Genomic DNA, 20,870 nt, shown 5'->3' on the forward strand with positions numbered 1-20,870 from the left:
ACAGCAAAGGGGCTGCCCCGGACCGCAATGGTCCGGGGCAGCCCCTTTGTCAGGCCTTCGGGCGCTTACGCGTCCTTCGACAGGTTCGGGCCTGCGCCGCCTGCCGCCTGCTCGATCGGCGGGACGTCCGGCAGAGCCGACTTCTCCTCGCCGCGGAAGGTGAACTTCTTCTCCTCACCTTCGCCCTCGGTGTCCACGACCACGATGTGACCGGGGCGCAGCTCACCGAAGAGGATCTTCTCGGAGAGGATGTCCTCGATCTCGCGCTGGATCGTCCGGCGCAGCGGCCGGGCGCCCAGAACCGGGTCGTAGCCCTTCTTGGCGAGCAGCGACTTGGCCGTGGGGCTGAGCTCCAGACCCATGTCGCGGTCCTTCAGGCGCTCGTCCACCTTGGCGATCATGAGGTCGACGATCTGGATGATGTCTTCCTCGGTCAGCTGGTGGAAGACCACCGTGTCATCGACACGGTTGAGGAACTCGGGCCGGAAGTGCTGCTTGAGCTCTTCGTTGACCTTCGTCTTCATCCGCTCGTAGTTCGTCTTGGTGTCACCCTGCGCGGCGAAGCCCAGGTTGAACCCCTTCGAGATGTCCCGGGTCCCGAGGTTGGTCGTCATGATGATGACCGTGTTCTTGAAGTCCACGACGCGGCCCTGGGAGTCGGTCAGGCGACCGTCCTCCAGGATCTGCAGAAGGGAATTGAAGATATCGGGGTGGGCCTTCTCGACCTCGTCGAAGAGGACGACGGAGAACGGCTTCCGGCGCACCTTCTCGGTGAGCTGGCCGCCCTCTTCGTAACCCACGTATCCGGGCGGGGAACCGAAGAGACGCGAAACCGTGTGCTTCTCGCTGAACTCCGACATGTCGAGGGAGATCAGCGCGTCCTCGTCGCCGAAGAGGAATTCGGCGAGCGTCTTGGAGAGCTCGGTCTTACCGACACCGGACGGGCCGGCGAAGATGAACGAGCCACCGGGGCGCTTCGGGTCCTTCAGACCCGCTCGCGTACGGCGAATGGCCTGCGAGAGCGCCTTGATGGCGTCCTTCTGACCGATGACGCGCTTGTGGAGCTCGTCCTCCATGCGCAGCAGGCGGGAGGACTCCTCCTCGGTGAGCTTGAAGACGGGAATGCCGGTCGCCGTGGCGAGGACCTCGGCGATGAGCTCGCCGTCGACCTCGGCGACGACGTCCATGTCGCCGGCCTTCCATTCCTTCTCGCGCTTGGCCTTCGCGGCGAGCAGCTGCTTCTCCTTGTCGCGGAGAGAGGCCGCCTTCTCGAAGTCCTGGGAGTCGATCGCCGACTCCTTGTCACGGCGCACGCCCGCGATCTTCTCGTCGAACTCGCGGAGGTCCGGCGGCGCGGTCATCCGGCGGATGCGCATCCGGGAACCGGCCTCGTCGATCAGGTCGATCGCCTTGTCCGGCAGGAAGCGGTCCGAGATGTACCGGTCGGCCAGTGTCGCGGCCTGGACGAGGGCCTCGTCGGTGATGGAGACCCGGTGATGGGCCTCGTACCGGTCGCGCAGACCCTTGAGGATCTCGATGGTGTGCGGCAGCGACGGCTCCGCGACCTGGATGGGCTGGAAGCGGCGCTCGAGGGCCGCGTCCTTCTCCAGGTGCTTGCGGTACTCGTCCAGCGTCGTGGCGCCGATGGTCTGCAGCTCGCCTCGCGCCAGCATCGGCTTGAGGATCGAGGCGGCGTCGATCGCGCCCTCGGCGGCACCCGCACCCACGAGGGTGTGGAGCTCGTCGATGAACAGGATGATGTCGCCGCGGGTGCGGATCTCCTTGAGGACCTTCTTCAGACGCTCCTCGAAGTCACCGCGGTACCGGGAGCCCGCGACCAGCGCGCCCAGGTCCAGGGTGTAGAGGTGCTTGTCCTTGAGGGTCTCGGGCACCTCGCCCTTGACGATGGCCTGCGCCAGGCCCTCGACGACCGCCGTCTTGCCGACGCCGGGCTCGCCGATGAGCACGGGGTTGTTCTTGGTACGGCGGGACAGCACCTGCATGACCCGCTCGATCTCCTTCTCGCGCCCGATGACCGGGTCGAGCTTGGACTCACGAGCGGCCTGGGTGAGGTTCCGGCCGAACTGGTCCAGGACGAGCGAGGTCGAGGGGGTGCCCTCGGCCGGGCCGCCTGCTGTGGCGGCTTCCTTGCCCTGGTATCCGGAGAGCAGCTGGATGACCTGCTGCCGCACCCGGTTGAGATCGGCGCCCAGCTTCACGAGCACCTGGGCTGCGACGCCCTCGCCCTCGCGGATCAGGCCGAGCAGGATGTGCTCGGTGCCGATGTAGTTGTGGCCCAGCTGAAGAGCCTCGCGGAGCGACAGCTCCAGGACCTTCTTGGCACGGGGCGTGAAGGGGATGTGCCCGGACGGGGCCTGCTGGCCCTGACCGATGATCTCCTCCACCTGCTGGCGGACCGCCTCGAGCGAAATCCCGAGGCTCTCCAGGGCCTTAGCGGCGACACCCTCACCCTCGTGGATAAGGCCCAGGAGGATGTGCTCGGTGCCGATGTAGTTGTGGTTGAGCATCCGGGCTTCTTCCTGAGCCAGGACGACAACCCGCCGCGCGCGGTCGGTGAACCTCTCGAACATCGTTAATCGCTCCTCAGAGCGGTCAGGCAGTAAGGGGTCGGTCCCCTCCCTGTCCTTCCGCAGCTTAGTCCCGCAAGCGGGGACCGCTCATTCCAACTGCCGACACCCGTAAGTGGCCTCCTGACCCCTGAACGCCGACAACTGCTCCAACCCGATGGTGCGAGACGATGTTCCCGCAGGCCAGGCAGATACCCTCACCTTGACTACGCCGATGGCGAACGTGAGACGGCCTGGCGAGCGTGTCGCCCCTCCCCACTAGGAATGTCTTACCCGCAAGCACTGACACTCCATGCGGCGCGCGCGGGTTCCCTCAGCTACGGGCGAACAACCTTGCGCCCCCGACTGCGCCCGGACGCCCCCGATGCCACTACCAGGCGCATTCGCACGCACACTCTACGTAACTCTCGCACCGTCCCGGGAGTTCCCGGGGTATGGCCCTCACCGTCCCGCTCCCCCGCACGCCCGCCGACGACGGCCGCGCCCAGTGGTACGAGACCGAGCTCGGCTGGGCCGCGGCGGACTGCTTCCCCGTGCAACTGCTCACCGGACTGCGCTTCGACGTGCTGGAACTGCCGGCCGACGCCGGGGCGGCCGTCCTGCGCCGCACGGACCTGGCGAGCCCTGTCGCCCTGATGGGGCACCGGATGCGCCTGCTGGTGGCAGCGGGCAGCGCGGACGAGGTGCCCGGACTGCTCGACTGGCTGGGATGGGGCGGAATCGCCCTGGACCTCACGGCCGCCGGCCCGGGAGGACGGATGACCGCCCCGCCGCCGCCCGGATGGCCCGGCTCGCGGGGGGCCGCCGTGTGGCTGCGGCCCCCCGTGCCCGGGCGCGAGGTGGAACCGACACTTCCGGCGCTGGCGCCCTTCGGACGCAGCGCTGGAACCGGCCGGGGCACCGGCCCCGATCTCGTACGGCTCCTGGACACGATGGCGACGCAGTGCCACCGGGCCCGATTGCTGCGCAGGAATACGCAGCGGGTGAATGCAGGGCCGTTTACTCAGCCGTTGGCCTTCTCGTAGGCATCGCGGACCGTGGCGGGCACCCGGCCGCGGTCGTTGACCTCGTAGCCGTTCGCCTTGGCCCAGGCACGGATTTCCGCCGTGTCCTTGTTGCCGCTCGCGGCCGCACGGCCCTTGCCACGGCCGGACGCGGCGCGACCGCCGGTACGACGGCCGTTCTTCGCGTAGGGCTCCAGCAGACCGCGGAGCTTGTCCGCATTGGCGGTGGTGAGGTCGATCTCGTAGGTCTTGCCGTCCAGCGCAAACGTCACGGTCTCGTCCGCCTCGCCGCCGTCGAGGTCGTCGACAAGAAGGACCTGAACCTTCTGTGCCACCGGATTTCCTTTCATCGAAAATGCAGTACGCGGAAAGGAAACCGCTTTTCCTTGGAAAACACAAACCCTTGGCAGAGGTTCAGAACCTCGAGAACGCGGGAAACGTGCGCGATTCGGACATAGGGTTCCGGCTCTTCCCGGTGATCACAGGTGCAGAAGCATCCGGCTGTTGCCCAAGGTGTTCGGCTTCACTCGTTCGAGCCCGAGGAACTCGGCGACGCCCTCGTCATAGGAACGCAGCAGCTCGGCGTAGACATCTCCGTCGACCGGAGTCTCACCGATCTCCACGAAGCCGTGCTTGCCGAAGAAGTCCACTTCGAAGGTGAGACAGAAAACCCGTCGCACCCCGAGCCAGCGGGCTGTGTCCAAGAGCTTGTCGAGCACCAGATGCCCGATGCCGGCGCCCTTGTGGGCGGGATCCACCGCGAGAGTGCGGACTTCCGCGAGGTCTTCCCACATCACATGGAGCGCGCCGCAGCCGACGACGGTGCCGTCCTCGTCGTGTTCCGCGACCCAGAACTCCTGGATGGCTTCGTAAAGAGTGACCGTCGCTTTGTCGAGGAGGATGCCTTCACTCACGTACGGATCGACGAGACGGCGGACCTCGGGCACATCGGACGTCCTGGCCCGCCGGACGGTGATGGCATTTGCTGGGGCATAAGGCATGTCATGACGCTATCGCCCCGCGGCGGTACCGCCGTCGGCGACCTCGTCGCCCTGAACGATCCGGACGGCGGCTTGCAGGGACTCCCGCTGCTCGGACGACATCATCCCGAAGAAGGCGACAAGTGCGGCCGCGGGGTTGTCGCTCTTCGACCACGCCTCGTTCATCAGGGCGGCGGAGTAGGCGGCTCTCGTCGAGACAGCCGTATATCGATAGGCGCGGCCCTCGACTTCCCTCCGGACCCAGCCCTTCTGATGGAGATTGTCCATTACGGTCATGACCGTCGTGTAGGCGATGGACCGTTCCTGCTGAAGGTCTTCCAGGACTTCCCGGACGGTGACCGGCCGGTTCCATTGCCAGACGCGTGTCATGACGGCGTCTTCCAGGTCTCCCAATTGGCGGGGCACATCGCCACCATAGTGGGAGAAGGGGGAATGAGCGGTAATGACGTACAAAAAGGACGTACGGCTGGGGCTCTGCCGTACGTCCTGGTCGCGCGGGTGCGCGGGTGCTGCGTCGGGGCGGGTCAGACGTCCCGGCCGGCCTGGCGGGTGGACTCCGCACGGGCGATCGCGGCGTCCACGATCGCGTCCTCCTTGGCCTTGTTCGGGCCGCCCTGGCTCTTGACTATCGTCACGACCAGGACGGTGAAGAAGACGGCCATCACCACGGGGGGCAGGAGCGCGGATACGTAGTCCATGCCTCCCAGAGTAGCTAGCCCGCGGCGAGCTGTTCCGGCGGGGGCATCGGCCGGCGGCGCGGCGGAAACACCTCGGACGGCTTGGGCACCGGGCGCTCCCCCGGCTCGGGCTTGCTGGGCTGCGGCTTCCTCGGCTCCGGCCGGGGCTGCTGCTTCGCGTCCCCCGAGGCACGACCGCCGGGGAGGGCCAGCAGACGGGTACGCGGCGCGGGTGTGCAGCGGCCCGCCAGCCTGGCCCGTACGGACTGCTCGGCGAGCGCCTGACAGCGGTGCAGCACGGCCACGCCGACCGGATTGCCGCGCAGGGTGCGCAGGGCGGCGAGGTCCTCGGGACGCGGGTCGTAGCCGGTGGCCAGAGCGTCCTGGAGGAGCTCCAGATAGCTCGCCGCGGTGCCGGGGAGCGCGGAGCGGTACCGGCCGAGGTCGGCGAGGAGGAAGGCGCGCAGCCGGCCTGCCTCGCGGGACGCCTCGTCCACCGAGTCGGCCAGACGCAGGCAGGCCTGGACGTCCTCGTCGGGGAGGGGGACGGGATGGAGGGCAACGGCGAGGGCGCGTCGGAGCACACGCAGCTCGTCTGCGCTGAAGGCCATGCCGCCGCGGGAACCGTATGGCGTGGGCATGCACTGACAATACGTGCGAAATCGCTCAAATCGGTTTATTCCCCCAACCCGGGCGTGCCCTTGTGTTTGTGCGGGGGCGCGCTGTGGGTGGTGGGTGCGGGGTCGGGTTCTCCGGAGGGGGTGTCCGGACTGCTTTCTCACCGCGCTTCGCGCGAGCTGCTGAAGCTTTGACGTCCGGACACCCCCCTCCTGCGCCCCCGCCCCCCTCCCGCCGTCCCCGCGACCCTCCGCCCGTGGGCCGGGGTGCGCTGCGAGGGTGGGGTGGGGGCGAGGGGCGTACCGCCCTGGTCGCGTGCAGGGACGGGGACGTGCAGGGGTCGTGTCCGGGACGTCAAAGCGCCCGCAACTCGCGCGAAGCGCGGTGAGGACCGCAGTCCCGGACATGACCCCGGAACGGCACCGGGACAGCAACCGAACCACCGGCCGCGCCACAACCACCTCGGCCCGAGCCACAAGGGCCCGAACCGAACAAGGCCCGAGCCACAAGCACCCGCACCGAACAACCGGCCGCGCCACAAGAACCTCGGCCCGAGCCACAAGCACCCGCACCGAACAACCGGCCGCGCCACAAGAACCTCGGCCCGAGCCACAAGGACTCGCACCGAACAAGCGGCTCCGCCACAAGGGCCCGAGCCACAAGCACCCCGCACCTACATCCGTGACACGTTCCGCTCGTACACCAGCCGCAGCCCGATCAGCGTCAGCCACGGCTCGTGCTCGTCGATCTCCGACGCCTCGCCCAGCACCATCGGCGCCAGACCCCCCGTCGCGATCACCGTAACCTCGTCCGCCTCGTCCGCCAGTTCGGCCTTCATCCGGCGCACCACGCCGTCCACCTGGCCCGCGAACCCGTAGACGATGCCCGACTGCATCGCCTCGACCGTGTTCTTGCCGATCACGCTGCGCGGCCGGGCCAGTTCGATCTTGCGGAGCTGCGCGCCCTTGACGCCCAGCGCCTCGACCGAGATCTCGATGCCCGGGGCGATCACACCGCCCGCGTACTCCCCCCGCGCGCTCACCGCGTCGAACGTCGTCGCCGTACCGAAGTCGACCACGATCGCGGGTCCGCCGTAGAGGTCGACCGCCGCGACCGCGTTGATGATGCGGTCCGCGCCGACCTCCTTGGGGTTGTCCATCAGGATCGGCACACCGGTCTTGATGCCCGGCTCGACGAGGACCGCGGGCACGTCGCCGTAGTAGCGGCGGGTCACCTCGCGCAGCTCGTGGAGGACCGAGGGGACGGTCGAGCAGATCGCGATCCCCTCGATGCCGTCGCCCAGCTCGTCCCCGAGCAGCGGGTGCATACCCATCAGGCCCTGGAGGAGGACGGCCAGTTCGTCGGCGGTGCGGCGGGCGTCCGTGGAGATGCGCCAGTGCTCGACGATCTCTTCCCCGTCGAACAGCCCCAGCACGGTGTGGGTGTTGCCGACGTCGATGGTGAGCAGCATCAGACGTCAGCCTCACGGAGGTCGAGGCCGATGTCGAGGATCGGGGAGGAGTGGGTCAGAGCTCCCACCGCGAGGTAGTCGACGCCCGTCTCGGCGTACGCCCGGGCGTTGTCGAGGGTGAGCCGCCCGGACGATTCGAGAGCGGCGCGGCCGGCGACGATCGCGACGGCCTCCTCGGTCTCCGCCGGGGTGAAGTTGTCCAGCAGGATGAGGTCCGCGCCCGCGTCCAGGACCTCGCGGACCTGGTGGAGGGTGTCCACCTCGACCTCGATCGCGAGGTCCGGGTAGGCGTTCCGGACGGCCTTGAAGGCCGCCGCGACGCCGCCCGCGGCCACCACGTGGTTGTCCTTGACCAGGGCCGCGTCCGAGAGGGACATGCGGTGGTTGACGCCGCCGCCGCAGCGGACGGCGTACTTCTCCAGGGCACGCAGTCCCGGAGTGGTCTTGCGGGTGTCGCGGACCCGCGCCTTCGTGCCCTCCAGCGCGTCCGACCAGGCCCGCGTCGCGGTCGCGATGCCGGAGAGGCGGCACAGGATGTTCAGCGCGCTGCGTTCACCGGTGAGCAGGTCACGGGTGTCGGCGGTGACGGAGAGCAGCTTCTGGCCGGCCTCGACGCGGTCGCCGTCGTCCACATGGCGCTCGACGGTGAACGCGTCCGAGCACACCACCGACAGCACCGCCTCGGCGACCTGGAGGCCGGCAACCGTGCCGGCCTCGCGGGCGGTGAAGTCGCCGGTGGCGACGGCGTCCTGGGGAACGGTCGCCAGGCTGGTCACGTCCGCGCCGCCGTCGAGGTCCTCGCTGAGGGCGAGGTGGGCGATGTCCTCGACCTGTACGGGGTCCAGGCCCGCGTCGGCGAGCATCGCGGCGAGGGCGGGGTCGAGCCCGCACTCCAGCTCGTCGTACCCCTCCTCCCCGCCGGCACAGCCGCAGGCGTCCCCGCAGCCCCCGGAGGACTCGGCCGGGGCGCCGATCTGGATCAGGGGTACGTCCACGGGACGCGGACGTTCTTCGGGCGTGCTCACGGTTGGTGCTCCCTGGGGGCGTCGGGGACGGTGGCGGCGGAGGTGGCGGGGAACGCGGTGCTCTCGGTGCGGCGGACGACGAGGCTGCGGTCGGGCTCGATGCGGATCACCAGATGGCGGCGCCAGGTGGTGTCGTCCCGGTCGGGCCGGTCCTCGCGCCAGTGGCAGCCGCGGGTCTCCTCGCGTTCGAGGGCGGCGGCGGTCAGGACGCGGGCGACGCACAGCAGGTTCGAGGTCTCCCAGGACTCCACGCCCGGCTCGGCCGTCTTGGCGGGGCCCTCCTGGCCCTCGACGGCCGCGCGGTGGACACCTTCCAGTGCGGCGGCGGCCTCCGTCAGGCTGGCGGCGGAGCGCAGGACGCCCGCGCCCTGCGACATGATCCGCTGGATCTCGACGCGCGCCTCGGGGGCGATCAGCGGCAGTTCCGACGGGCTGGCAGGAGCGACGGGCTCGCCGGCGGAGAGCGGTGCGCGCGAGGCGATGTCGGCCGCGATGCGCTCCGCGAAGACGAGGCCTTCCAGCAGGGAGTTGGAGGCGAGCCGGTTGGCGCCGTGGACACCGGTGCAGGCGACCTCGCCGCAGGCGTACAGCCCCGGGACCGTGGTGCGGCCGCGCAGGTCGGTGCGTACGCCGCCGGAGGCGTAGTGGGCGGCGGGGGCGACCGGGATCGGTTCGGTGACCGGGTCGATGCCGTGGGCCCGGCAGGCCGCGAGGATGGTCGGGAAGCGCTGCTCCCACATCCGGGCCCCGAAGTGGCGGGCGTCCAGATACATGTGGGCCGCGCCCTGTTCCTGCATCCGGCGCATGATGCCCTTGGCGACGATGTCGCGGGGCGCCAGTTCGGCGAGTTCGTGTTGGCCGAGCATGAAGCGGGTGCCGGCGGCGTCGACGAGGTGGGCGCCCTCTCCGCGGACGGCCTCCGAGACGAGCGGCTGCTGGCCCTCCGAGTCCGTCCCGAGGAACAGCACCGTCGGGTGGAACTGGACGAACTCCAGGTCGGAGACCTCGGCCCCGGCGCGCAGCGCGAGTGCCACACCGTCTCCGGTGGAGACGGCGGGGTTGGTGGTGGCGGAGAAGACCTGGCCCATACCGCCGGTGGCGAGGACGACGGCCGGGGCGTGGACGGCTCCGACGCCGTCGTGCTGGCCCTCGCCCATGACGTGCAGGGTGACTCCCGCCGTACGGCCTTCGGCGTCCGTGAGCAGGTCCAGGACCAGGGCGTTCTCGATGGTGCGCAGGCCCCCGTCGCGGACGGCCTCGACCAGTGCGCGGGAGATCTCGGCGCCCGTCGCGTCGCCTCCGGCGTGCGCGATACGGCGGCGGTGGTGGCCGCCCTCGCGCGTGAGCTCTATCTCGCCGGCGGCGGAGGTGTCGAAGTGGGCGCCGGTGGCGATCAGCCTCCGCACGGCGTCCGGGCCTTCGGTGACCAGGGCCCGGACCGCCTCCTCGTCGCACAGGCCCGCGCCCGCGACGAGCGTGTCGTCCAGGTGCTGGTCGGGGGTGTCGCCCTCGCCCAGCGCGGCGGCGATGCCGCCCTGCGCCCAGCGGGTGGAGCCGTCGTCCAGGCGGGCCTTGGTGACCACGACCGTGGAGAGCCCGGCGGCGGCGCAGCGGAGCGCGGCGGTCAGGCCGGCGACGCCCGAGCCGACCACGACGACGTCGGCGGCGATGGCCCAGCCGGGCGCGGGGGCGTTCAGCCGTATGCCGGTCACGTGGAGACTCCGAACGTCAGGGGAATGTTGTCGATCAGGCGGGTGCCGCCGACCTTCGCGGCGACGGCGATGATCGCCTCGCCGTGGTGGTCGTCGGGGATCTCGGCGAAGGTGGCCGGGTCGACGAGGGCGAGGTAGTCGAGGGCGAGCGGCGGAGTGAGCCGCGCGGCCTCGTCCAGGACGGTGCGCGCCGCGGTCCGTACGGCGTCGGCGCAGCCGGGACCTGCCTGGGCGACGGCCGCGGTGTCGGCGGCGGCGCGCGCCTCCCCTATGGCCGAGAGCGCGGCGGCCCGGGCGAGCGTGCCGGCGGTCGCCTCGGCGCGGGCGTGCAGTGCCTGCTGGGCGGCGAGGCGGTCACGGGCCGCGAACAGGGCCCGGGACAGGGAGAGCGCGGTGATCCGCTCGGCCGGGGAGAGGTAGCGGTTGCGGCTGGAGAGGGCGAGACCGTCCTCCTCGCGCACGGTCGGTACGCCGACGATCTCGACCGGGAAGTTCAGGTCGCGCGCCATTCGTCGGATCAGCGCGAGCTGCTGCGCGTCCTTCTGGCCGTAGAGAGCGATGTCGGGGCGCGTGAGGTGCAGGAGCTTGGCGACGACGGTGAGCATGCCGTCGAAGTGGCCCGGCCGGGACGCCCCTTCGAGACGCTCGCCCATGGGGCCGGCGGAGATCCTGACCTGGGGCTCTCCGCCGGGGTACACCTCGTCGACGGAGGGCGCGAAGACGATGTCGGCGCCTGCGGCCTCGGCGGTCGCGAGGTCGGCGTCGAGGGTGCGGGGGTAGCGGGCGAGGTCCTCGCCCGCGCCGAACTGCAGCGGGTTGACGAAGACCGTGACGACCACCGAGCCGGTCGGGCCGACGAGGTCGCGGGCGGAGCGTACGAGCGAGGCGTGGCCCTCGTGCAGGGCGCCCATGGTCATCACGACGGCGCGGGTGCCGCCCACGGCCCTCAGGGTGTGCAGTTCGTCGGCGGTCGTCACCATGCGGAAGCTCATCGCGCGTCGTCCTCCGCCAGCACACCGAGGAGGTCCTCGGCCAGCTCCGGCTTGAGCAGCCCGTGGGCGAGCGCCCGGTCGGCGGTGGTGCGGGCCATCGCGAGATAGCCGGCGACGGTGCCCGGTGCGTGCTTGCGCAGCTCCGCGACGTGCGCCGCGACGGTGCCGGCGTCTCCGCGGGCGACGGGGCCGGTGAGGGCGGCGTCACCCGATCGCAGGGCGTTGTCGAGGGCCGCGCCGAGCAGCGGTCCGAGCATCCGGTCGGGGGCGGCGACCCCCGCCGTACGCAGCAGCTCCATCGACTGTGCCACCAGGGTCACCAGGTGGTTGGCGCCGAGGGCGAGGGCCGCGTGATAGAGCGGGCGGGCCTCCTCCTCGATCCACTCGGGCTCGCCGCCCATCTCGATGACCAGCGCCTCGGCGGCGAGCCGCAGCTCCTGCGGGGCGGTCACCCCGAACGAACAGCCGGCCAGGCGCTGGACGTCCACGCTCGTGCCGGTGAAGGTCATCGCGGGGTGCAGGGCGAGAGGCAGTGCGCCGGCCCGCAACGCCGGGTCCAGCACGCCCACGCCGTATCGCCCGGAGGTGTGCACCAGCAGCTGTCCCGGGCGGACGGCACCGGTCTCGACGAGGCCTTCCACGAGGGCGGGCAGGGCGTCGTCGGGGACGGTCAGCAGGACCAGATCGGCGCGGGCGAGGACGTCGGCGGGCGTCACGATGGGCACGTCGGGCAACAGGACGGCGGCTCGTCGCACCGAGGCGTCCGAGACTCCGGAGACCGCTACCGGGCGGTGCCCGGCGAGCTGGAGCGACGCCGCCAGCGCCGGTCCGACACGGCCCGCTCCGACGACGCCGACGGTCAGGCGTGCGGGGCGGTCCCGCGGGTCGAGCGGTTCCTGTGGTGCTGTGGCATTCACGCGGTGGGGGCCTTCCGTTCCAGTCCGCGGGGGGTACCGGACGATTTCCCGTCATGCTACGCCAGCAGGGCCCCCGCTCTTCCGGTTGTCCACAGGCTGTGGGGAATGATCGAGGGGTGACTGACACCGGCGAACAGGACGAGCGGCGGCGCAGGCTGGCCGCGTGGCGCGGATCGGACCGGGTGCTCTGGCGAGCGTCCGCCGATCACCGGATCCAGGAGCGGCTGACGGCCCTCGCGGCGGACGCCGGCCAGGTCTACGACCTGGACGACTGGACCGATGTGTACGGCAACGGGGTGGTCGCCGAGCTGGAGCGGCGGGTGGCGCGGCTGCTCGGGTTCCCCGAGGCCGCGTTCTTCCCGACCGGGACGATGGCGCAGCAGGTGGCACTGCGGTCCTGGGCGGGCCGCACGGGGAACAGCACGGTCGCGCTGCATCCCACGGCCCACCCGGAGATGCACGAGCGCGGCGCCTTCTCGGCGGTGAGCGGGCTGCGGACGGTCCACCCGACGACGGAACCGAGGCTGCCGACGGCGGAGGAGATCCAGGACTTCGAGGAGCCCTTCGGGGCCCTGATGCTGGAACTGCCGCTGCGGGAGGCGGGTTTCGTCCTCCCGTCGTGGGACTCGCTGGTCGACGTGACGGAGGCGGCGCGGGAGCGGGACGCCGTCGTCCACTTCGACGGCGCGCGGCTGTGGGAGTGCGTGACGCATTTCGGCCGCCCGCTGGACGAGATCGCCACGCTCGCGGACAGCGTGTACGTGTCCTTCTACAAGTCCCTCGACGCGCTCTCCGGCGCCGCGCTGGCGGGCCCCGCGGACCTGATCGCGGAGGCCCGCGCCTGGCGGCACCGGTACGGGGGCCTGATGTTCCAGCAGTACCCGGCGGCGCTGTCGGCGCTGCTCGGACTGGAGCGCGAACTGCCGCGGCTGCCGTCCTACGTGGCGCACGCGAAGACCGTCGCCGCGGCGCTGGACGAGGGCCTGCGCGAGAGCGACGCCCCTTGGTTCCGCGTGCACCCGCAGATTCCGCACACGCACCAGTTCCAGGTCTGGCTCCCGTACGACGCGGACGCGCTGAACGAGGCGGCGGTGGCCCAGGCGGAGGAGACGGGGGTGACGCTGTTCCGCCGATGGTTCTCGGACGGCTCTCCGCCGGGGCTGTCGGTCACGGAGGTGACGGTGGCGTCGCAAGGGCTGGAGTGGTCGGCACAGGACGTGAGGGAGGCGCTGAAGGGGTTTCTGGGGCGGGTGGGGTAGGAGCGGCGGGCGGCGGACGACGCCCACGGCTGCGGGGGCCCGGTCAGGTCCGGCAGGTCCTGCGGGCACGGCACCGCCCGCGCACCCTGCGCGTCAGCCGTTACGCGCCCTGGGTCGCTCCGCTCTGTGGAGCCTCGCCCGCAGGGTCCGCAGGAGTCCCGGACCGCGGGCCATCTCCGCTCCCAGTTCGCGGGCGACCTGCCAGTCGTGGACGCCCGGCTGCGGCGGAGGCGGGGTGCCGAGGACGGAGGCGCGGTAGCTGTCGATCATGTGCTGCTGCATGGCGTTCATGTCCTCAACGCTGCGCCGGTCCCCCACCGCCCGTCGCGCCGATTGACGAGCCGCGTCAACCGGCGGTCGGACGATTGCGCGCACCCCGCACCATGGGACCTGTGAGCGTGACCATCGACATCAGCGGGCTCCCTCAGGAGCGCATCGTCTTCGACATCTCTCCCCTCGCCGAGCTCGGCGTCGCCCTGCACGCGCTGGCCGAGCCGGCGCACCATCCGGGCCTGCACGGCTGGGCCACGGCCACCGCCGCCGGGCTCAAGCCCGATCTCGCGGACCGCCTGCACGAGGCGGACTTCCTGTGGCGGTCCACCTTCTCCGACGTCTTCATGCCGTTCGCGGGGCTGCCCGCGACCCTCGGCGGCGCGGGTGGCCGCACGGGCGCGACGATCGCCGAGGAGCTCGACCTGCTCGACCGCCTCGACGACGAGCGGTTCGTGTCGGCGGCGCTGGAGTTCACCTGCGCCAGTACGTACGGAATCGCCGGCCCGTCCGCGCTGGCCGACCCCGCCCGGCGGGAGCGGGCGCTCGAACTCGCCGCCACCCGCGGACCCAAGCAGCTCGACTTCACCCGGCGGCTGCTGGACGACCCGGCGTCCGTGCGCGCCTGGGTGCGCAGGCTCTTCGAGGACTGCGACCAGGCATTCTTCGCCGACACCTGGCGCCGCGTCGCACCGCAACTGGCCGCCGACGCCCGGCACAAGACCGAACTGCTGCGCCACAAGGGCCTCGCCGACGCGCTGTACGACGTCTCCCCGGCGCTCACGGTGGACGAGGACCGGACCCGTATCAGCGCCGACAAGCTGGCCGACGGGCGGACGACGGCCGTCGACCCCTCGGTGGGCGCCGGACTCTCGTTCGTGCCGTCGAGCTTCGGCTGGCCGCATCTGATGGTGCTGCACGCGCCGGGCTGGCGGCCGGTGATCCACTACCCGGTCGGCTCGCCCGGACTGCCCGGCCCCGCGCCCGTCGAGCTGCTGAAGCTGCGGATGGAGGCGCTCGCCCACCCCATGCGGATGCGGCTGTGCCGCAACCTGGCGCGCGCCGCGTACACGACGAGCGAGCTGGCGGACGCGTACAACATCACCGCGCCGGAGGTCTCACGGCATCTGTCGGTGCTGAAGAAGGCCGGGCTCGTCTCCACGCGCCGGCGCGGCCGGTACGTCCTGCACCAGCTGGACGTCTCCGCCGTGGCGCGGCTGGGCAGCGACTTCCTGGAGACGGTGCTGCGCTAGCCGAATTCGGGCGCCGGGCCGTCCGGCGGAGAGGCCGTACGCGGCTGTCGGTCGCAGCGGGTGTGCCGGATCCCACGCCGTGCGCGTCAGGAAGCCGCTCCGCCGCCCGCGCGTACCAGGCCCGTCTCGTAGGCCAGCACGACCACCTGCACCCGGTCGCGGAGGTTCAGCTTCGTCAGGATGCGGCCCACATGGGTCTTCACCGTGGCCTCCGACAGCACCAGCCGGGCAGCGATCTCGCCGTTCGACAGGCCCTGGGCGACCAGCAGCATCACCTCGCGCTCCCGGTCCGTGAGCCGCTCCAGCTCCTTGTGCTGCGGCTCGCTGCCGCTGCTCGGCAGCATCGGGGAGAAGCGGTCCAGGAGGCGGCGGGTCGTCGAGGGGGCGACGACCGCGTCACCGCTGTGGACCGAGCGGATCGCACCGAGCAGTTCGGCGGGCGGCACGTCCTTCAGCATGAAGCCGCTCGCGCCCGCCTTCAGCCCGGAGAACGCGTACTCGTCCAGGTCGAAGGTGGTCAGGATCAGCACCTTCGGGGGGTTGGGCGCGGCACAGATCCGCCGCGTCGCCTCGACGCCGTCGAGCCTCGGCATACGGACGTCCATCAGCACCACGTCCACGGCCGTGGCCCGCAGGTTCTCGATCGCCTCGGCCCCGTCGCCCGCCTCCGCGACGACCTCCATGTCGGGCTGGGCGGCGAGCACCATGCGGAATCCCGTGCGCAGCAGCACCTGATCGTCGACGAGCATCACACGGATGGACATGGCAGCGGGGTCCTCGGTCTCTCGGGGCTGTGGGGTCTGGAGCGGGCCGGTACGGGTCGGGACTGTCGGGCCGGGTCGCGCGGCTAGTGGGCGGGCTTGAGGGGCAGCAGGGCGCTGATCCGGAAGCCGCCGCCGGGCCGCGGCCCGGCGTCCAGCGTGCCGCCGACCATACCGACGCGCTCCCGCATGCCGATGAGCCCGTGGCCGCGCCCGTCGGCGCCGCCGTCCTCGTACAGCTCGTGCGCCGAGCCGCGGCCGTCGTCCTCGACCAGCAGTCCGAGACCGTCGTCGAAGTAGACCAGCCGCACACTGGCTCCGGCTTCCGGGCCACCGTGCTTGCGCGTATTGGTCAGCGCCTCCTGCACGATGCGGTACGCGGTGAGTTCGACGCCGCTCGGCAGCTGCCGGGCCGTTCCCTCGATCTTGAAGTCCACCGTCAGACCCGAGTGGCGCACCTGCTCCACGAGGTCCTCGATCTGCTGCACATCGGGCTGCGGGACGTACTCACCGCTCTCCGGGGCGTCCCCGGTGCGCAGGACTCCCAGCAGCCGGCGCATCTCGGCGAGCGCTTGGCGGCCGGTGGTGGAGATCGTCTCCAGCGCCTGTTTGGCCTGGTCGGGCGCGGCGTCCAGCACATAGGCCGCGCCGTCGGCCTGGACGACCATCACCGAGACGTTGTGCGCGACGACGTCGTGCAGTTCACGGGCGATGCGGGCGCGTTCCGCGGCGACCGCGACCTTCGACTGCGCCTCGCGCTCCTTCTCCAGCCGCGTCGCGCGCTCCTCGAGCTGGTCGAAGTACGCGCGACGGGTGCGTATCGAGTCGCCGAGCACCCAGGCCAGCGCGAACGGCACGCTCAGCACGACCGTGAAGAAGACCTTGCCCCAGGTGCCGGTCTCCTCCATCGGCCAGCGCAGCTGCGCCAGGGTGGCCGCGGACAGCCCGCCGACGAGGGCCAGCCGGGACGCCCAGGGCGACCGGTCGTGCGCGGCGACGGTGTAGATGATCACCAGCATCGCGAAGTCGGCCGGGTTGACCTGGATGTCCAGCACGAGCTGGGCGACCCCCAGCGCGGCCGTGAGGACCAGCATCTTCTCCGGCATACGACGGCGCAGCGCCACGACCAGGCTGAGCAGCAGCACGACCAGTGCCGCCGTCCACTTGTCGCCGACCCCGACCGGAACCGTGGCCGCCCACAGCAGGGAGATCCCGCCGAGCACGACAGCCCAGAAGGTGTCGACGCCCGTCGGGTGTCTGCGGATGAAGTCATAGAGGCGCTGCACGTAACCCAGAGTAGGGAACGTACATAGGTGCAGGGGTCAACCGGCAGAGCGATCCGGTGGGCGGAGGCGTACTCCGCAAGGTGGAGACTTGGGCCCGTGACGGATGAGACGTGTCAGTGGCCGGGTTGGCGGGAAGCCGCGCGGAGCGCGCTCTACGGGCCGGGCGGCTTCTATCTGCGGCCCGAGGGACCGGTGGGACATTTCCGTACCTCCGTGCACGCCTCCCCGCTCTTCGCCGCGGCCGTCGCGGCACTGCTGCGGCGCACGGCGGACGAACTGGCGACATCCGGGGACCTGACGTTCGTCGACATGGGCGCGGGCCGCGGCGAGCTGGCCGCCGGTGTGCTCGCGGCGCTTCCGGCGGACTTCCCGGTACGGGCGTACGCCGTGGAGAAGGCGGCACGCCCCGAGGGCCTCGACGACCGCATCGCGTGGGTGGCGGAGCCTCCGGCCGGTGTTCAGGGGCTGCTGTTCGCCAACGAGTGGCTCGACAACGTGCCCGTCGACGTCGCCGAGGCGGACGAGGACGGCGTCCCGCGGCTGGTCCTCGTGGGACCGGACGGCAGCGAGCGGCTCGGCCCGCCGGTCACCGGCGCGGACGCCGCATGGCTGGACCGCTGGTGGCCGCTGAAGGAGCCCGGCAGCCGGGCGGAGATCGGCCGGCCGCGCGACGAGGAGTGGGCGCGGGCGGCCGGCACACTGCGGGCGGGGCTCGCGGTCGCGGTGGACTACGCCCACACGGCCGGGTCACGGCCGCCGTTCGGCACCCTGACGGGCTTCCGGGAGGGCCGGGAGGTACGCCCGGTCCCCGACGGCAGCTGCGACCTCACGGCCCATGTGGCGCTGGACGCGTGCGCGCTGCCGGGGGCGGAACTGACGACGCAACGGGAGGCGCTGCGCACGCTCGGCGTCTCGGGCACCCGCCCGCCCCTGTCCCTCGCCTCGACGGACCCGGCCGGTTACGTCCGTGCGCTGTCGCAGGCGGGCGAGGCGGCGGAACTGACGGCCCACGGCGGCCTGGGCGACTTCGGCTGGCTGCTCCAGGGCGTGCCGGGGGCGGCCGGGGCCGCCGGGGCCGCCGGGGCCGCCGGGTGCGGAAGCGCGGGCACGGTCCGTGCGCGGGGCGCGGCCGGGCGGGTGGGACCCGGCCCCGGGCCGCCGGGACTGAGGCGCTCCGAGGCCGACGGGTACCGCAGCGCGGAGCGCGGCCGGGCGGGCGTGCGGGCGGAGGGATCCGGCCCCGGGGCGGAGGGGATCCAGCCCGGGGCCGCCGGGGACTGAGTCGCGGGTCCGGGCCACCCGGGGACTGGGACACGGTCCGAGGCCGACGGGTACCGAAGCAGGGGGCGCGGCCGGGAGAGCGGGATCCAGCTCGGGGCAGGGCCGGGCGGGTGGGATCCGGCCCGGGGCCGCCGGGGATCCGCCCCCGGGCCGTCGGGACTGGGGCGCGGTCCGGGCCGCCGGGCACTATGGCACGGCTTGAGGCCGACGGGTACCGAAGCGCGGAGCGCGGCCGGGCGGGCGGGCGGGATCCAGCTCGTGGGCGGAGAGATCCGGCCCGGGGCCGCCGGGGACTGAGGCAGGGGTCCGGGGCGGACGGCGACTGGAGCACTGCCCGAGGCCGACGGGACCGAAGCGCGGAGCGCGGCCGGGCGCGCGGGCGGGCGGGATCCAGCTCGTGGGCGGAGGGATCCCGCCCAGGGCCTGAGTCGCGGTCCCGGCCGCCCGGCCCGTCGGCCCAGGGGATACGGGCCGGGGCCCGGGGACCCGTGAGGTCCCGTACCCCGTCGGGGATACTGGCGCCATGACGGAGACGACGGTCGGCATCGGCGGCGCGGCGGAAAGCACCGACATGGTGCTCAACATCGGCCCGCAGCACCCCTCCACGCATGGCGTCCTCCGCCTCCGCCTCGTTCTCGACGGCGAACGCATCCAGCACGCCGAACCGGTCATCGGCTATATGCACCGCGGCGCCGAGAAGCTCTTCGAGGCCCGCGACTACCGCCAGATCGTGATGCTCGCCAACCGCCACGACTGGCTCTCCGCCTTCTCCAACGAGCTCGGCGTCGTCATGGCCGTCGAGCGCATGCTCGGCATGGAGGTCCCCGAGCGCGCCGTGTGGACCCGTACGCTCCTCGCCGAACTCAACCGGGTCCTCAACCACCTGATGTTCCTCGGCTCGTACCCGCTCGAACTCGGCGGCATCACACCGGTCTTCCACGCGTTCCGTGAGCGCGAGGAGCTCCAGACCGTGATGGAGGAGGTCTCCGGCGGCCGGATGCACTACATGTTCAACCGGGTTGGCGGCCTCAAGGAGGACCTCCCGGCTGGGTGGCTCGGCCGCGCCCGGCACGCCGTCGCCGACGTCCGCTCGCGCATGGACATCTACGACAACCTGGTCCTCGGCAACGAGATCTTCCGCGGCCGCACCCGCAGGGTGGGCGTCCTGTCCCCCGAAGCGGTCCACGCGTACGGCGTGAGCGGTCCGATCGCCCGCGCGTCCGGCGTCGACTTCGACCTGCGCCGCGACGAGCCCTATCTGGCGTACGGGGAGTTGCAGGACACCCTGAAGGTGGTCACCCGGAGCGAGGGCGACTGCCTGGCCCGCTTCGAGGTGCTGCTGGAGCAGACGCACAACGCGCTGGCCCTGGCGGACGCCTGCCTGGACCGCATCGAGACGCTCCCGCCGGGACCGATCAACCAGCGGCTGCCCAAGGTGCTGAAGGCGCCCGAGGGCCACACCTACGCCTGGACCGAGAACCCGCTGGGCATCAACGGCTACTACCTCGTCTCCAAGGGCGAGAAGACGCCGTACCGCCTCAAGCTCCGCTCGGCGTCGTACAACAACATCCAGGCGCTCACCGAGCTGCTGCCGGGCACGCTGGTCGCGGACATGGTCGCGATCCTCGGCTCGCTGTTCTTCGTCGTCGGCGACATCGACAAATGAGACGGGCGGCCGGCGGAAACCGCCGACCGCCCGTGAGGCTCAGGACCGCGCGTCAGGAACTGACGGCCTTCCGGAGCTTCGTGATGTCCACCTGTTCCGTCTCGTCGTGCTCGGTCAGGTCAATGACCTTGCCCACCGCGCGCGAGCCGTCCGTGCGCTGCGCGGCGAGGGCCTCCTCGCCCACCACATCGGCGAGGTCCTCCTGCTGCGCGGCCTCGATCGCCTTTTGCGTGTCCTCGCCGTCGGTCCCGTCGGCCGGCGTGGCCGCGATGGCGTTCCCGAAGAAATCGAAGCCTCCCTCGGGGCGGCGCTTGCCGGGACGGCGCCTCGGGCCGTACGGCACGATCGCCGCCGCCACCGGAACAGGGCGCCTGGCGGGGAGGGCGGACGTCGGACGGGAGTGCTGCTCCCCGCCGGCGGCCGCCGCGTGCTTCCCCTGCGGCTCGTCCGCCTCACGGGCCCGTTCCGCGAGATCCCGCTTGCGGGCCTCCTCGACGGTGCGCTTCGCCTCCTGGGCGGCGGCGTTGCGGGAGAGGTTGTCCAGCGCCATGGAGGCGCGCAGATAGGTCGAGGGGGTGGGCGTGGAGCCGGCCGGCATCAGCGCCTTGGGCGAGGACGCCTCGATCGCGAGCCGGCGACGGTCCTCCAGAACGCCTGCCCGCTCGGTCTCGGCGGTGGCATAGCGGCGCAGCAGGGCCGCGTGCTCCCCGCGCAGGGCGGCGAGCTCGACGCGTTTGGCGCGCAGCCGCGCGTCCAGCTTGGTGCGCAGATCGCGTGATTCCTCGAGGTCCGCCTCGAGTTCGGCTATCTGTTCCTCGGTCTTCCAGGCGTCGCTGGCGCGGCCGCGGGTGAGGTCGGCGACCTGTCGGCCGGCCGCGCGGTCCCAACTGCGCATCAGCACCGCACCGGTGATCGCGGCGGCCGTCGCCGCCGTGACCAGGGTGCGGAGCACGACGGGCTCCGTCAGAAACCACGCGCCGGCGGCACACAGCACCGACGCTCCGGCGACCGCCGACGGCGGCAGCAGCCTGTGAAGGGGCGGGGAATGGCGGTGGCGTCCACGTGGCATGGCCTGAAATTTACCGTGCG

General features: G+C 71.8%; 19 protein-coding genes and 1 pseudogene. 5 read left to right on the plus strand and 15 right to left on the minus strand.

The window, feature by feature from the left end; genetic code table 11:
* Positions 1-65: 65 nt before the first annotated feature.
* Complete coding sequence (locus tag RPQ07_RS16635) at positions 66-2,591, minus strand: ATP-dependent Clp protease ATP-binding subunit (protein ID WP_313944929.1); 2,526 nt, start codon at positions 2,589-2,591, stop codon at positions 66-68.
* Positions 2,592-3,022: 431 nt separating this feature from the next.
* Here RPQ07_RS16635 and RPQ07_RS16640 point away from each other — a divergent pair, with 431 nt between their 5' ends.
* A complete protein-coding gene (locus RPQ07_RS16640; RefSeq protein WP_313944930.1) occupies positions 3,023-3,613 on the plus strand; it encodes an SCO3374 family protein in 591 nt (196 codons plus the stop codon).
* Here RPQ07_RS16640 and RPQ07_RS16645 read toward each other — a convergent pair.
* The 10 genes from RPQ07_RS16645 to RPQ07_RS16690 all read right to left on the minus strand — a co-directional run bounded on the left by RPQ07_RS16645 (position 3,592) and on the right by RPQ07_RS16690 (position 12,005).
* Positions 3,592-3,927, minus strand: a complete 336-nt coding sequence (locus RPQ07_RS16645; RefSeq protein WP_313944931.1) for an Lsr2 family protein — start codon at positions 3,925-3,927, stop codon at positions 3,592-3,594. The genes RPQ07_RS16640 and RPQ07_RS16645 overlap by 22 nt on opposite strands.
* Before the next feature lie 144 nt (positions 3,928-4,071).
* Entirely contained in the window at positions 4,072-4,593 is a 522-nt protein-coding gene (locus tag RPQ07_RS16650) for an amino-acid N-acetyltransferase (protein WP_313944932.1), read from the minus strand.
* Positions 4,594-4,602: 9 nt separating this feature from the next.
* Positions 4,603-4,998 carry a BlaI/MecI/CopY family transcriptional regulator gene (locus tag RPQ07_RS16655; RefSeq protein WP_313944933.1) on the minus strand — a complete coding sequence of 132 codons (396 nt, stop codon included), beginning with the start codon at positions 4,996-4,998 and terminating at the stop codon, positions 4,603-4,605.
* Between the two features lie 119 nt (positions 4,999-5,117).
* Positions 5,118-5,291, minus strand: a complete 174-nt coding sequence (locus RPQ07_RS16660) for a hypothetical protein (protein ID WP_313944934.1) — start codon at positions 5,289-5,291, stop codon at positions 5,118-5,120.
* A 14-nt stretch (positions 5,292-5,305) separates the two neighbouring features.
* The gene (locus RPQ07_RS16665; protein ID WP_313948919.1) at positions 5,306-5,881 is read right to left on the minus strand and encodes a hypothetical protein; all 576 of its coding nucleotides are present in this window, start codon (positions 5,879-5,881) and stop codon (positions 5,306-5,308) included.
* Between the two features lie 680 nt (positions 5,882-6,561).
* On the minus strand, positions 6,562-7,359 hold the full coding sequence (locus RPQ07_RS16670; RefSeq protein WP_313944935.1) for a type III pantothenate kinase: 798 nt from the start codon (positions 7,357-7,359) through the stop codon (positions 6,562-6,564).
* Positions 7,359-8,384 (minus strand): carboxylating nicotinate-nucleotide diphosphorylase, encoded by a 1,026-nt coding sequence (nadC, locus tag RPQ07_RS16675; RefSeq protein WP_313944936.1) that lies wholly within the window; start codon positions 8,382-8,384, stop codon positions 7,359-7,361. Before nadC ends, RPQ07_RS16670 begins: the two co-directional genes overlap by 1 nt.
* Complete coding sequence (locus RPQ07_RS16680) at positions 8,381-10,096, minus strand: L-aspartate oxidase (protein WP_313944937.1); 1,716 nt, start codon at positions 10,094-10,096, stop codon at positions 8,381-8,383. Before RPQ07_RS16680 ends, nadC begins: the two co-directional genes overlap by 4 nt.
* Positions 10,093-11,088 (minus strand): pantoate--beta-alanine ligase, encoded by a 996-nt coding sequence (gene panC / locus RPQ07_RS16685; protein ID WP_313944938.1) that lies wholly within the window; start codon positions 11,086-11,088, stop codon positions 10,093-10,095. The genes RPQ07_RS16680 and panC overlap by 4 nt, the downstream gene beginning before the upstream one ends.
* Entirely contained in the window at positions 11,085-12,005 is a 921-nt protein-coding gene (locus RPQ07_RS16690) for a Rossmann-like and DUF2520 domain-containing protein (protein ID WP_313944939.1), read from the minus strand. Before RPQ07_RS16690 ends, panC begins: the two co-directional genes overlap by 4 nt.
* Positions 12,006-12,121: 116 nt before the next feature.
* On the opposite strand from RPQ07_RS16690, the gene RPQ07_RS16695 reads away from it, so the two are divergent.
* On the plus strand, positions 12,122-13,264 hold the full coding sequence (locus tag RPQ07_RS16695; protein WP_313944940.1) for a threonine aldolase family protein: 1,143 nt from the start codon (positions 12,122-12,124) through the stop codon (positions 13,262-13,264).
* Positions 13,265-13,357: 93 nt separating this feature from the next.
* Here RPQ07_RS16695 and RPQ07_RS16700 read toward each other — a convergent pair whose 3' ends face one another.
* A complete protein-coding gene (locus RPQ07_RS16700) occupies positions 13,358-13,555 on the minus strand; it encodes a hypothetical protein (protein WP_313944941.1) in 198 nt (65 codons plus the stop codon).
* A 107-nt stretch (positions 13,556-13,662) separates the two neighbouring features.
* Between RPQ07_RS16700 and RPQ07_RS16705 the strand changes: the two genes are divergently transcribed.
* A complete protein-coding gene (locus RPQ07_RS16705) occupies positions 13,663-14,787 on the plus strand; it encodes a DUF5937 family protein (protein WP_313948920.1) in 1,125 nt (374 codons plus the stop codon).
* A gap of 86 nt (positions 14,788-14,873) precedes the next feature.
* Here the strand turns inward: RPQ07_RS16705 and RPQ07_RS16710 are convergent, their stop codons facing one another.
* Positions 14,874-15,551, minus strand: a complete 678-nt coding sequence (locus RPQ07_RS16710; protein WP_313944942.1) for a response regulator transcription factor — start codon at positions 15,549-15,551, stop codon at positions 14,874-14,876.
* 83 nt (positions 15,552-15,634) lie between these two features.
* The gene (locus tag RPQ07_RS16715; RefSeq protein ID WP_313944943.1) at positions 15,635-16,834 is read right to left on the minus strand and encodes a sensor histidine kinase; all 1,200 of its coding nucleotides are present in this window, start codon (positions 16,832-16,834) and stop codon (positions 15,635-15,637) included.
* A 96-nt stretch (positions 16,835-16,930) separates the two neighbouring features.
* Between RPQ07_RS16715 and RPQ07_RS16720 the strand changes: the two are divergent.
* Both RPQ07_RS16720 and RPQ07_RS16725 read left to right on the plus strand, forming a co-directional pair.
* A pseudogene (locus tag RPQ07_RS16720) lies at positions 16,931-17,887 on the plus strand (SAM-dependent methyltransferase); the annotation flags it as partial.
* 751 nt (positions 17,888-18,638) lie between these two features.
* Positions 18,639-19,781, plus strand: a complete 1,143-nt coding sequence (locus RPQ07_RS16725; protein ID WP_313944944.1) for an NADH-quinone oxidoreductase subunit D — start codon at positions 18,639-18,641, stop codon at positions 19,779-19,781.
* Between the two features lie 52 nt (positions 19,782-19,833).
* Here RPQ07_RS16725 and RPQ07_RS16730 read toward each other — a convergent pair whose 3' ends face one another.
* Entirely contained in the window at positions 19,834-20,850 is a 1,017-nt protein-coding gene (locus RPQ07_RS16730) for a hypothetical protein (RefSeq protein WP_313944945.1), read from the minus strand.
* Between the last annotated feature and the right edge of the window lie 20 nt (positions 20,851-20,870).

Source organism: Streptomyces sp. AM8-1-1, from assembly GCF_032229325.1.
GTDB lineage: Bacteria > Actinomycetota > Actinomycetes > Streptomycetales > Streptomycetaceae > Streptomyces > Streptomyces achmelvichensis.